The sequence below is a fragment of the Hyphomicrobium facile genome, from assembly GCF_900116175.1.
Lineage (GTDB): Bacteria > Pseudomonadota > Alphaproteobacteria > Rhizobiales > Hyphomicrobiaceae > Hyphomicrobium_B > Hyphomicrobium_B facile.
Genome location: NZ_FPCH01000002.1, coordinates 526,781 through 539,677 on the forward strand (window position 1 = coordinate 526,781; position 12,897 = coordinate 539,677).

The 12,897-nt window shown below is 60.9% G+C and carries 11 protein-coding genes; 2 read left to right on the forward strand and 9 right to left on the reverse strand.

Annotated elements, in window-relative coordinates; genetic code table 11:
* Positions 1–5 precede the first annotated feature (5 nt).
* The 9 genes from ribB to BM399_RS09500 form a co-directional block, all read right to left on the reverse strand.
* Entirely contained in the window at positions 6–1,157 is a 1,152-nt protein-coding gene (gene ribB / locus BM399_RS09460) for a 3,4-dihydroxy-2-butanone-4-phosphate synthase (RefSeq protein ID WP_092868144.1), read from the reverse strand.
* A complete protein-coding gene (locus BM399_RS09465; protein WP_092867404.1) occupies positions 1,157–1,750 on the reverse strand; it encodes a riboflavin synthase in 594 nt (197 codons plus the stop codon). The genes ribB and BM399_RS09465 overlap by 1 nt, the downstream gene beginning before the upstream one ends.
* A gap of 24 nt (positions 1,751–1,774) precedes the next feature.
* Positions 1,775–2,902 carry a bifunctional diaminohydroxyphosphoribosylaminopyrimidine deaminase/5-amino-6-(5-phosphoribosylamino)uracil reductase RibD gene (gene ribD, locus BM399_RS09470; RefSeq protein ID WP_092867406.1) on the reverse strand — a complete coding sequence of 376 codons (1,128 nt, stop codon included), beginning with the start codon at positions 2,900–2,902 and terminating at the stop codon, positions 1,775–1,777.
* Between the two features lie 9 nt (positions 2,903–2,911).
* Positions 2,912–3,439 carry a transcriptional regulator NrdR gene (nrdR, locus tag BM399_RS09475; protein ID WP_092867408.1) on the reverse strand — a complete coding sequence of 176 codons (528 nt, stop codon included), beginning with the start codon at positions 3,437–3,439 and terminating at the stop codon, positions 2,912–2,914.
* A 353-nt stretch (positions 3,440–3,792) separates the two neighbouring features.
* Positions 3,793–5,094 carry a serine hydroxymethyltransferase gene (glyA, locus tag BM399_RS09480; protein WP_092867410.1) on the reverse strand — a complete coding sequence of 434 codons (1,302 nt, stop codon included), beginning with the start codon at positions 5,092–5,094 and terminating at the stop codon, positions 3,793–3,795.
* A 196-nt stretch (positions 5,095–5,290) separates the two neighbouring features.
* Positions 5,291–6,523 carry a 5-aminolevulinate synthase gene (gene hemA / locus BM399_RS09485; protein ID WP_092867412.1) on the reverse strand — a complete coding sequence of 411 codons (1,233 nt, stop codon included), beginning with the start codon at positions 6,521–6,523 and terminating at the stop codon, positions 5,291–5,293.
* A gap of 253 nt (positions 6,524–6,776) precedes the next feature.
* A complete protein-coding gene (locus BM399_RS09490) occupies positions 6,777–8,132 on the reverse strand; it encodes a L,D-transpeptidase family protein (RefSeq protein ID WP_244531176.1) in 1,356 nt (451 codons plus the stop codon).
* A 230-nt stretch (positions 8,133–8,362) separates the two neighbouring features.
* Positions 8,363–8,872 (reverse strand): transcriptional regulator LdtR, encoded by a 510-nt coding sequence (ldtR, locus tag BM399_RS09495; RefSeq protein WP_092867414.1) that lies wholly within the window; start codon positions 8,870–8,872, stop codon positions 8,363–8,365.
* Between the two features lie 217 nt (positions 8,873–9,089).
* Positions 9,090–10,205: an enoyl-CoA hydratase/isomerase family protein gene (locus tag BM399_RS09500; protein WP_244531177.1), complete on the reverse strand. Its 1,116-nt coding sequence runs from the start codon at positions 10,203–10,205 to the stop codon at positions 9,090–9,092.
* Between the two features lie 258 nt (positions 10,206–10,463).
* On the opposite strand from BM399_RS09500, the gene BM399_RS09510 reads away from it, so the two are divergent.
* Complete coding sequence (locus tag BM399_RS09510; RefSeq protein WP_244531178.1) at positions 10,464–11,657, forward strand: extensin family protein; 1,194 nt, start codon at positions 10,464–10,466, stop codon at positions 11,655–11,657.
* 183 nt (positions 11,658–11,840) lie between these two features.
* Entirely contained in the window at positions 11,841–12,890 is a 1,050-nt protein-coding gene (gene hemB / locus BM399_RS09515) for a porphobilinogen synthase (RefSeq protein ID WP_092868147.1), read from the forward strand.
* Positions 12,891–12,897 lie beyond the last annotated feature (7 nt).

Consider the following 12,897-nt stretch of genomic DNA (forward strand, 5'->3'; position numbering starts at 1 on the left):
TCGTGCTACTCGATTTTTCTTGTGCCGGTCACACGCAGCCCGAACGCTTCGAGGCCGACGTAGACATGCTGCGGTTGTGTCGTGAGAAGCACCATGTCCTTGACGCCAAGGTCCGCAAGGATCTGCGAACCGACGCCGATTTCGACTTGGCGCCGTTCCTTGCTCAAGTCTGCGAGCGCGCCCGGTGTGTTTCTCCGCGTCACCCAATCAGACACGGATTTGGGACGCAAGTCTCGAATGAGAACTAAGACGCCGCGGCCCTCGGCTTCGATGGCGCGCATCGATTGTTCGATGACCGTGCCGCTCTCGGTGTGGCCGTCAATGCCGAGCACGTCGTGCAGCACGTTCAAGGCATGGACGCGCACCAGGACGGGACCGCCCTTGGAGACGTTGCCTTTGACGAGCGCCAAGTGCTCTCCGGTCTCGACCGTCGTCTCGTAGACGTGCAGATCGAAGCTGCCGGCCGTCGTCGTCTCGACGGGTGTCTGAGCGATGCGCTTGACGATGCGATCGTTCTTGAACCGGTAGGCGATCAGATCCTCGATGGCGCCGATCTTGAGGTCATGGTGCTTGGCGAAGCGGGCGAGGTCTGCCATGCGCGCCATCGTGCCGTCTTCGTTCATCACTTCGCAGATGACGGCGGCAGGCGAAAGACCGGCGAGCTTCGCAAGATCGATCGACGCTTCGGTGTGGCCTGCGCGGACGAGGACGCCGCCGTCGCGCGCGATCAGCGGAAAGACGTGACCGGGAGAGACGATGTCGGCTGCGCCTTTCGTCGGATCGATGGCCGTCGAGATCGTGCGAGCCCTGTCGAAAGCGGATATGCCGGTCGAGATGCCTTCGCGTGCTTCGATCGACTGCGTGAAGGCGGTGCGGTTGCGCGAGCCGTTCGAGCGCACCATGAAATCGAGATTGAGTTCGTGGGCGCGCGCCGGCGTCAGCGCGAGACAGATCAACCCACGGCCATGCTTGGCCATGAAGTTAATGGCGTCGGGTGTCGCCATCTGCGCCGGGATGATGAGGTCGCCTTCGTTTTCGCGATCTTCGGCATCAACGAGAATGACCATCCGGCCATTCTGCATTTCCTCGACGATCTCTTCGATCGGCGAGAGCGCGCTGTTGCTACCCGCGGATTGCAAATTTGTCGTGCCCGACATCATGGGCGAAACTCCATCAGGCGCGCAACGTAGCGCGCGAATACATCGACTTCGAGATTGACGAGATCGCCGGGGGTTTTCGCGCCCCAGGTCGTCACCGTCAAGCTGTGCGGAATGAGATTGACGCCGAAACGGGCTTCCGCAACCTCGTTGACCGTCAGCGAGGTCCCATCCAACGCGACAGACCCCTTGGCAGCTATATAGCGGGAAAGATGCTCGGGCGCTTCCAAAAGAAAGCGTTTGCTGTCGCCGTCGCGGGTGATTGCGATGATTTTGGCGACGCCGTCGACGTGGCCGGACACGATGTGACCGCCGAGTTCGTCGCCAGCCCGCAAGGATCGTTCCAAATTGACGCGCTTGCCGGGTTGCCAGCTGCCGAGCGTCGACTTGGCCATCGTCTCGTTGGAAACGTCGACCGAAAATTCGGCTCCATCAGCACGCGGCGTTATGGCCGTCGCCGTGAGGCATACGCCGTCGCAGCAGATTGAAAGCCCTGTCTCTTCAGGCTTGAGCGCGTAAGCCGTTTTCAAGGTAAAGCCGCCGGGCGATTTCGCGATCACCTCGCCGACATCCGTAATCAATCCGGTAAACATCTGATCAGCGTCCTTCCATGTCCGCTAGGCCTTGTCCGCCTTGTCCGCTAAGCGGCGAAGCCGCCACATCGTATCGGTGCCGATTGTCCGCCGTTCGACGGCCGTCATTCCGAGCGGGCCGAGCCAGCGCGAGAGTGTATTTTGTGCATCGAGATCGGTCGGGTTGCCGGCCATGTAAAGAACGATCTCGTCGACGAGAGAGGCTGCCGCGAAGGAGCGCCATATCGCCGGGCCGCCTTCGACGAGCAACCGGGTTATTCCGCGCGCAACGAGTGCTTCCATGATCGAGGGCAGCCACAGCGTATTTCCGACGACGCCGACGTCGACGATATCCGTGCCTCCGGCCGCGATCGCACTTTTCCTTCCGGAGTCGGCGTCTCCAGCCGTCATCAACCAAACCGGAACTTTGGCCGCGCTCTGAAACAGCTTCGCGCGCGGCGAAAGATCGAGCGAGCGCGAAAGAACGATGCGAACGGGCGAGCGGCCTATCAGGCCCGGCAGTCTGCACGTCAGTTCCGGATCATCGTCTCTGACCGTCGCGCTGCCGACGAGGATCGCGTCGAATTCACTGCGCAACAGCATGCCGTGAGCGCGCGCTCTTTCACCGGTGACCCAGACAGGTGCGGTGCCCGAGCCACGCGCGATGTCGCCCTTCTCGTCGACGGCGAGCTTCAGGGTGACGAGCGGACGGCGCTCGGTGATGCGAACGACGTGGCCTCGCGTCAGCCATCGCGCCCGGCTAGCGCCGACGCCCCGAACGACCTCAATTCCCGCTTGTCTCAGCCTATCGAGACCGCGGCCGGCGACGCGGGGATCAGGATCTTCGATCGCGACGACTGCACGTTTCAGTCCTGCCGTTACGATCGCATCGGCGCATGGGCCCGTCTGGCCGTAATGGGAGCACGGCTCAAGCGTGACGTAAATCGTGGCGCCGCGCGCTCTTTCTCCCGCCGTTGCAATCGCGGTCGTTTCGGCATGCGGACGGCCTTTGTCTGCCGTCCTCGCGCGCGAGATCAGCTCGCCTGTCGCCTCATCGGCAATGACGGCGCCGACGGATGGGTTCGGTGCCGTTGCGCCAAGTCCGCGCTCGGCCATACGGAGCGCGATCTCCATCATCTCGTCGTCGAACGCACGACTTGGGAAACTCGACATAGGCTCCGCTCAGTGCTTCTTCTGGCTCACGATCTTGTCGAGAGCGGGAGTACCGAACCGCTCGTTGAGATCGAGCGGCTCGAGGGTATCGCTCGCGAGCTCGCGGAGGACGGCATGGAAGTCCGCGGTATCGCGAAAATCGCGATACACGGACGCGAAGCGCACATACGCTACGGGATCGAGCTCGCGCAAGGCCGCCATGACGAGCTCGCCGATTTCGGCAGACGTTATTTCCGTTTCGCCAGAGCTTTCGAGCTGGCGTACGAGGCCCGAGACGAGACGATCGATCCTCTCGGGCTCGATCGGACGCTTGCGCATCGCGACCGAGATCGATTTCGAAAGCTTGTCGCGATCAAACAGGACCTTGCGGCCCGAGCGCTTGACGACGGTCAACTCGCGAAGCTGGACGCGTTCGAACGTGGTGAAACGACCGCCGCAGTCGGCGCAGATGCGCCGGCGCCTGATCGCGGCGTTTTCATCCGACGGCCGGCTGTCTTTGACCTGGCTATCCTCGCTTCCGCAAAATGGACAGCGCATCTTTAGCTCCTCGCAATCGGCGACCGCTCCCTATCGGCGCCGCCTCTTTCTCGCTCAAACTGGCCCGCTCAAACCGGCTTCGTCTTAACCACAAGCCAGATTCCGGCGGCGGCACACATTCCCGAGATGGCCTACGGGGAGGTTTTCAACAATGAGAAAAGACGTGCTTTGACCCATCGTAGCCCGGAACGCGAGATTATCGTTACTTATAGCGTGTTCCGGGAGTGTTCGCGCGAAGCGGTGTCACACCGCGAAGAGCATTACGAACATCGTGCCCAAATAAAAAGAGCGCCGGACGTATCCGGCGCTCTCGATCGAACAAACCGAGCGTTCAGCTCAGGCTTAAGTTCAGCTTAGGCGTAAATCGGGAAGCGTTCGCAAAGCGCCGTCGCCTTCGCCTTGACGGCGGCTTCAGTTGCAGCGTTGCCCTCTTCGCCGTTCTTCGCCAAGCCCTCGAGAACTTCGGTGATCAGACGGCCGATCTCCTGGAATTCCGCGACGCCGAAGCCGCGCGTCGTGCCGGCGGGCGAGCCCAGGCGAATGCCCGACGTCACCATCGGCTTCTCGGGGTCGAACGGAATGCCGTTCTTGTTGCAGGTGATATGAGCGCGTTCGAGCGACTTCTCGGCCTTGTTGCCGGTGAGCTTCTTCGGACGGAGATCGACGAGCACGACGTGCGTGTCGGTGCCGCCGGAGACGAGCGCGAAGCCGTTCTGGACCAGCACTTCACCCAGCGCCTTGGCGTTGTCCATGACGCCCTTGATGTAGACCTTGAAGTCGGGACGCAGCGCTTCGCCGAAGGCAACGGCCTTTGCGGCGATGACGTGCATCAGCGGGCCACCCTGGATACCAGGGAAGATCGCCGAGTTGACCTTCTTCGCGATGTCTTCGTCGTTCGTCAGGATCATGCCGCCGCGCGGACCGCGCAACGTCTTGTGCGTCGTCGTCGTGACGACGTGAGCGTGCGGGAACGGGCTCGGGATGAGACCGGCTGCAACGAGACCGGCGAAGTGCGCCATGTCGACGAGGAAGTGCGCGCCGACTTCATCGGCGATCGCGCGGAACGCGGCGAAGTCGATCTTGCGCGGATATGCCGAACCGCCGGCGATGATGATGCGCGGCTTGTGTTCGTGGGCGAGCTTCTTCACCTCATCCATGTCGATCAGGTGGGTGTCAGGCTTCACCATGTAGTGCACGGCCTTGAACCACTTGCCCGACTGGTTGACGCTCGCGCCGTGGGTCAAGTGACCGCCGGCTGCGAGCGACAGGCCGAGGATCGTATCGCCGGGCTTGGCGAGCGCGTTGAAGACGCCCTGGTTCGCCTGGCTGCCCGAGTTCGGCTGCACGTTGGCGAAGCCGCAGTCGAACAGCTTCTTGGCGCGGTCGATCGCGAGCTGTTCTGCGATGTCGACGTACTGGCAGCCGCCGTAATAGCGCTTGCCCGGATAGCCTTCCGCGTACTTGTTCGTCAGGACCGAGCCTGCAGCATCGAGCACGGCCTGGGAGACGATATTCTCCGAAGCGATCAGCTCGATCTCGTGCTGCTGGCGTCCGAATTCCTTCTGGATGGCGCCGAAGACTTCGGGATCGGTTTCAGATAGGTGCGCCTTGAAAAAGCGCGAGGTTTGCGAAGTTGCTGCCGGTGCAGTCGACATGGGCTTTCCTCTAAATTGGGGAAACGTTTTTTTAGCGCTGGCGGGCACTTTGGAGCAAGCCCGGACCGGCTTTCAACCATAGTTGCGAGCTACTATGCCAGCGCTCAACTCTATCCGCACCCGCGTAATAAAGGCGCGGGCTGCAGGTATTGCAGCGCAACTGAGGCGGTGCCTCTCCGGGCGTTCCCGCGAGGCCTTACTCAGCCGCTTCGGCAAGGCTCTCGATCAGCGCCAGCGGGCACTGAGACCAGAGATCCGTCAGGGCGTTGACCAGATGCTCCATATCGGCGTCGGTGTGCTGGGGTGATGGTGTCAGCCGCAGCCGCTCGGTGCCACGCGGAACCGTCGGATAGTTGATCGGTTGAACGTAGATACCGTAGCGATCGAGCAGCACGTCGGTCAGGGCCTTGCAACGCACCGGATCGGCGACGAGCACGGGCACGATATGGCTCGGCCCCGAAATGACCGGGAAATCGGCCGCTGCGAGGCGCCGCTTCAGAGCACGGGCGCGCTCCTGGTGCTGCTCACGCTCGAGGTTGCTCGACTTCAAATGGCGGATGGACGCGAGTGCGCCGGCCGCGATCGCGGGCGCCAGCGAGGTCGTGAAGATGAAGCCCGGGGCATACGACCGGATGGCGTCGCACAGCGTCTTGGACGCTGCGATGTAGCCGCCCATGACGCCGAAGCCCTTCGCGAGCGTGCCGTTGATGATGTCGATCCGATGCATGACGCCGTCGCGCTCGGCGACGCCGCCGCCGCGCGGGCCATAGAGCCCAACCGCATGGACCTCGTCGAGGTACGTCAGCGCATTGTACTTTTCTGCGAGATCGCAGATCGCAGCGATAGGCGCCACGTGGCCGTCCATCGAATAGACGCTCTCGAAGGCGATGATCTTCGGCGTGTCGCGCGGCACTTTCTGCAGGCGCGCTTCGAGATCGGCGAGGTCGTTATGAACGAAGATCTGCTTCGGCCCGCGGCCGTTGCGAATGCCAGCGATCATCGACGCGTGATTCTTCTCGTCGGAAAAGATCACGCAGCCGGGAAAGAGCGTTGCGAGCGTCGATAGCGCGGCCTCGTTGGCGACGAACGCCGACGTGAAGAGAAGGGCCATTTCCTTGCCGTGGAGATCGGCAAGCTCGCGCTCGAGTTCGACGTGGTAATGGGTGGTGCCTGCGATGTTGCGCGTGCCGCCGGAACCGGCGCCGACGAGATCAATGGCCTCGTGCATCGCTGCGAGCACCTTCGGGTGCTGGCCCATGCCGAGATAATCGTTGGAGCACCAAACGGTTATCTGCTTTGCAGCTTCACCTTTGACGACTTCAGCTTTGGGGAAGGCGCCTCTGCGGCGCTTCACATCAGCGAAAACCCGATAACGTCCCTCACGCTTTACAGTATCAAGGGCGTCCGAGAGCATCTGCTCGTAGTTCATCAGTCGGTTTCCGCTCCCTAAAGCACGGCCGTTCATTATTTTGGTCCTTTTATGTACCCAGGGGCCTGAAAGGACCAGTGCCGTTTCGTCGCGCAGAGGATGAAAATTTGGTCAGGTCAGAAGACCTTTCGTCTGAGTCTGCGGTTTTGTTTCTGGCAGCTCAAGGCTCTGGCGGCAAGTCGACGGGCGCATATCAGCCCTCCCGCATCTTGAAGTTATGATGCCATCGAGACGGTATGGTGGCATCGAGACGTTAATAGGACGCTGCCACCTCGCCGATGCCGTCCTTCTGGTAAATGTCGCGCCGGAATTGCACGACCCCATCCTCGGTCGCCCAGGCGCTGATGTAGACAAACAACAATTGAACGGGCTTTTTTAAGCGAACGTCCAGGCGCTGCCCCTTCTCCTTCAGCTGCGCGATCCTGTCGGCATTCCAGCCTTGCTGATCGGCGAGCAACCAGGCCGCCAGATTTTCGATATTGTGGACGCGGATGCAGCCCGAGCTTTCGGAACGAAAGTTGCGGCCGAAGATACGATCCGACGGGGTGTCGTGCATGTAGACGGAGTGGGCGCTGTCGAAGTTGATCTTCAGGAACCCGAGCGGGTTCTCCTTGCCCGGCTGCTGGCTGTACGTGTAGGTGCCCGGCGTCACCCGCTCCCAGTTGATGCTTTGCGGATCGACCTTCTTGCCGCCTGCGTAAGCGTCGATGCCGAACTTCACCAGAACGTTCTGGCCCTTCTTCTGCATCTCGCGCCCACGCGGGATCAGATCTTCCGAGACGACCGTCGGCGGCAGACGCCACATAGGGTTGAAGTTGAGGTCGGTGATCGGCGTGCGCAGAAGAGGTGTCGGACGCTCGGGCTTGCCGACGACGCCTGCGTACCGGGCAACGATGGCGCCATTCTCGACGGCTTCAATATGTGCCGCCGGAATGTTGACGACGACGTATCTCTTCGATGTTGTCGGAATGGCTTCCTGCAAGCGCCCCAGATTGACCTTCAGCTGCTTCAGGCGGGCGTCCGCGGACACGTTCAGGGCGGCGATCGTCCGCTTGTCGGCGATGCCGGTCGGCGTCAGGCCGTTCGATGCCTGGAACCGCTGAAGCGCCTTCTCGAGGTCGTTGTCGAAATAGCTCGAGGTTGTATTGGCGCTGCGCAGGTCTCCCGAGGCCGCCAAGCGGGCGCGCAGCAATGCGACGGCGGGATCGGTTGTCCCGTACTGCATGAGACTGTCACGGGGTGTCTTTGGCGGGGGCTCGGGAATTTGCGGCCAGCCGCCCTTCCCCACGATCATCGTGTACTGGCGGACCGCCATCTTGGTCGCTTCGATATTTGCCTTGGCGAGCGTCGCGTAGCCTTTGGGCGGGTTGGCTTCCCATTCGCGGACGAAGTCTGGATCGGTGCGGTTGCTCGTGTATGACGGGCCGTCGTTGCCGGAGCCAAAATTGAACCAGCCGAGCCCTTGGGCTGCCGCGCCGCCGGAACCCAGCCAGCCGACGGCCGATATCGCAATGAATCCAATGCCCAGGACGCTGGCTACGAGCCGGCGGTCTGAGAACCGGTTTGGCAGGCCGATGCCTGCCCTAAGCTTCCGTTCCCCCAAGCCCACGTCCGTCCCCCGGCGCTTGCGATTCCTATCTGCGTTGCCGCTACCCTATCTGAAATCCGAGCATTTGACATCGGATAGATGCTAGCCCGGCTTTCGGCAGCGGGCATGTCCACAGGCGCTCATCGCTGCCGTATTCGCGAACGAAAAAGGACCTCTCCGCGCATGCAGAGAAGTCCTCAACGCCCGTCAGACGACGGCGTTCAAAAGCAGGCTATTGGCGTCGGCCGTTTTTAGAGGCGGTAACGAATCTGATCCGACCAGAAGCGTTCCAGGCGTACCAGGGCCTTGTTCAAGCCTTTGACGTCTTCGTTGGAAACTTCACCGACGGTCTGCACCGAGCCCAGCTGACGAAGATAGAGCTTCGAAACGATGTCCCGCGCCTCGAGACCCTTGTCGGTCAGGCTCACACGCACCGACCGGCGATCCGTGTCGGACCGCTTGTAGTGAATGTATCCCATGTCGACGAGCTTCTTAAGATTGTAGGACACGTTCGACCCAAGGTAGTAACCCCTGGTCTTCAGCTCGCCTGCCGTCAGCTCACTCTCGCCGATGTTGTAAAGGAGCAAAGCCTGCACGCTGTTGAGCTCGGCTCCGCCACGACGATCAAACTCGTCCTTGATGACGTCGAGCAGAAGGCGATGCAGGCGCTCGATCAAACGCAGCGCCTGAAGGTATTCACCGCGAAACCCTTCTTCCTGGGCCGGCGCGCGGTGACGCGCCATATCGTACGCTAAACTCATAACCCTGCCTCGCAATTGTTTGACGCCACCCGGTTTGCCCGGGTTTTGACAAATTGATAACTCGGAGGCCTGAATTTCGGCTAAATAGATATAGTAAAAGAATAGTAGGGGGGTGTGTTTGGAATGAATTTTTAACCAATATTCAGGTGAATTCTCCGGATTGGTAACTATCGTCCTAACGCAGCGACGACAATTAACAACAATATAGCCAGATTTTTTAAACTCGCGCTGCCTGCATCTCAGTTCTCTTAGGCAATTCGAGCTCTGCCCCTGGCAATGGCGCAAAATACGCTTCGACTACATCAGCAATACTATCATCATATCGATTTGGTTTCCATGCTGGGCTGCCATCCTTGTCGATGAGCAGCGCGCGAACGCCTTCGTGGAAATCGTGGCTCTCAATACAGCGCACAGCTAGACGATAATCTTCGATGAGTGTTTGACGTATATCAAACGAAAGCGCCGATTGAATATGGCGGATCGTAATGGCCAGCGATATCGGCGAACACTTCGCGAGATCCGCCAGCGTCTTCTTCGCCCACTCCGAGCCTTTTGCCTCCGCGTTCGTCAGCGACCGCAGAATACCTTGGAGCGTCGGCTCCGAAAAATGCTCGAGGATATGGCCTCGGTCTTTTTGCAAATCGCCGGGCGCTTGAATTTCGTTAATGGCGTCGAGCATGGGGTCGACGGGTTCGGCGTCTTTCAATTTCGCGAGTATGCCGGGAAAATGCGTCGCGGAAATGCAATGCGTAACGAGACCTAGCCATTGCGCATCGGCGCGTCCGATCGCGCGGCCCGTAAGACCCAAATAGATTCCGATGGGCCACGGCAGTTTCGCCAGCACGCGCGATATGCCGACGTCAGGGAACAGTCCGATCTTGGTTTCGGGCATCGCCCATTTGAAATTTTCGCCGGCGATGCGATGCGTGTTGTATGCGGTCAAGCCGGCGCCCGACCCCATGCACAGCCCATCGATGAACGACACGGTCGGCTTCGAGAAGCATTCGAGAAGCCAGTTGAGCGAATACTCGTTGCGGAAATAGCTCTTCGCGGTCTCGATATCGTCCTTTGCGGCAGCCGACAGCGCCCGCACATCGCCGCCGGCACAGAAGGCCCGCGGATTATTCGAGAGAAGTGCGACGATGTAGACGTCGGGATTGCGAGCGACAGTCGGGATGGCGCTGCTCAACGTCCGGCACATCTCATCGTCGAGGGCGTTGAGGACGTTCGGCCGGTTCAGCGTGAACGTCTGCAGCGCCTGCGATCGGTCCGCGATGATCTTCGGAGACTGTCCGACTGTCGACGTTTTGAGATCGGTGTTGTGCTGGTTCACTGCATGCTCGGTATGTATCGCTGGCGCGACTCGGTTGTGAAATTCGATGCTATGGCCTGTTTCATGCGAACCCGCCATATTTTGCGGCTATGGAATCGTCTTCCACACTCCAGACGCGTGCCGTATCCCCGATCGGATCAACGGCTGAGATCAGTATGAGCTTGGCCTGAAAAGGGAATTCTGGAATATTCAGGCTCCCGCCAAGATCAACGCTCGCGTCGACTTTGTAGAGCGGCCGTGAAGGATGTACAGACAGAAATGACGACATCCCCCAGCGCGGGGCACGACACCAGACAGTCGCGCCTTCGGTACATCGCAACCGCCGCCATTTTTGTCGTCTCATTGCTTGTCGGCGAAATGCCGGTTGATGCTCAGGCTAAGCAAAAGGCAACGCCTCCCGCATCGGAGGCGACTTCCGCGGCCGAGCCCGGTGCCGCAGCACCACCCGTTCAGGCTCCGTCAGACGCGGCGAAGGCCGCTCAGAAACCGGAGGATGGCGCAAAGCCAGCCGATCCCGCGACGACTGCCGCAGCGCCGAAGGAGCCTCCGACGTGGTCCGCAGCGGAGATCGCAGATGCCAAGGCGCATTGCGCGGTCGTACTCCAGCGCATCCACGCCGTTGCCTTGCCGCATGAGCCGATCAAGGAGGGTGCATGCGGTACGCCTGCTCCCATCGAACTCATCAGTATCGGTCAGAACCCGCAAGTCGCGTTGTCGCCGCCGGCGATCGTGACCTGCGATCTCGCCGAGTCTCTCGTGAATTGGTTCGAAGGCGACGTGCAGCCGCTCGCTCGCAAGCACCTCAAATCCGAAATCATCACGATCCAGACAATGAGCTCCTATTCGTGCCGCAACGCTTACGGCCGCAAGAAGACGAAGCTCAGCGAGCACGGCTTGGCGAACGCGCTCGATATCGGCGGTTTCGTAACTGCGTCGACGAAAACGGCCGATGTGCTTAAAGACTGGGGAAAGCCGCAGCGCCAAATCTTGGCCGAGGCTGCCGCTGAACAGCGCGCCGCAGAGGAAGCGGCTGCCAAGGCCGCAGGCACGGCCATCGCGGCCAATCCGGCTCAGGCCGCGCTCCCGTCAGCTCTACCGTCAACCGCGGGAGCAGCTGTTACTTCACTCGCGCGTTCGACAATCATCGACGGCGTCAGCGAGGCCGAGATCGTCGCAACGCCGACTTTGGGAACGTCCGATCCGGTCGTCGCGAACAAACTTGGCGGGCCACTCGTGAAGCTCAATAAGGGCGCGCCAGCTCAGAAAACGTCGCAAGTGGGCGGGCGTTCGACGTCCAATCCGAAACCCGAGGTCAAGGCGTTCCTGCGCGAGGCGCACACCGCTGCATGCCGGATCTTCGGAACGACGCTTGGGCCGGAAGCAAACGACGATCACCGGAACCATTTCCACATCGATATGGCGCAGCGGAAGTTTACCAAGATCTGCGATTAGCGGGTTTTGCGACCGGTAAACTCCTGCAATCGGGCGGCGTCATTCCCGCCCTGCATCTCTGACATCCCTGACCGGAGATCTGCGGCACGTCGGGCTGCTTGCGCCCGGGCGCGGCTCGTGTCCATTGTCGGCCGAAATTCGAGCGGCGCGGAATTCGCTGCCTTCTGCCCAGGAAACCTGTTCATGTCCTCCCGCACACGTTCATCGACCCGGACCACGACTCCGGGCCCCGAAACAGAGACGCTTTCCGGCGGCTTTCCGGCGATCCGTATGCGCCGCAACCGGAAGGCCTCGTGGTCTCGCCGGCTCGTCGCCGAACACCAGTTATCGCCCGCCGATCTGATCTGGCCGATGTTCGTCGTCGACGGCGCGGCGCTGCGCACGCCTGTCGCGTCCATGCCAGGCGTCGAACGGCTGAGCGTCGACCTCATCGTCGAAGCTGCGAAGCACGCCGTCGATCTCGGCATTCCGGCGATCGCGCTCTTTCCTTTCACCGATCCGAAAAAGCGCAGCGAGGATGCAGCCGAAGCTTTCAACCCGGACAATCTCGTCTGCCGGGCGACGCGCGCGATCAAGGCTGCGAACCTCGATCTCGGCGTCATCCTCGACGTCGCTCTCGATCCCTACACGAGCCACGGGCATGACGGCCTTCTCGTCGGCGACGAGATCGTGAACGACGAGACGAATGCTGCTCTCGTCAAGCAGTCGCTCGTGCAGGCGGAAGCGGGCGCCGATGTTCTTGCGCCATCCGACATGATGGACGGACGCATCGGCGTCATTCGCAGCGCGCTGGAAGGGAAGGGATTCAAGAACACGCAAATCATGTCGTATGCAGCGAAGTATGCGAGCGCGTTTTACGGTCCGTTCCGCGACGCGGTCGGATCTTCGGGACTTCTGAAGGGCGACAAACGCACCTATCAGATGAACCCCGCGAATACCGAAGAAGCGCTTCGCGAAGTCGCCATCGATCTCGACGAGGGCGCAGACATGGTGATGGTGAAGCCCGGGATGCCCTACCTCGATGTCGTGCGTCGCGTATCGGAAACATTCGGGGTGCCGACGTTCGCGTATCAAGTCTCGGGCGAGTACGCGATGCTTGCCGCGGCTTTCGAGAAGGGCTGGCTCGATCCGGACAAGACAATGCTCGAAAGCCTGCTCGCCTTCAAACGCGCGGGCGCTTCCGGCGTTCTCACGTATTTCGCACCAAAGGCGGCGCGGCTGCTGGCGGAATAGCAGCATT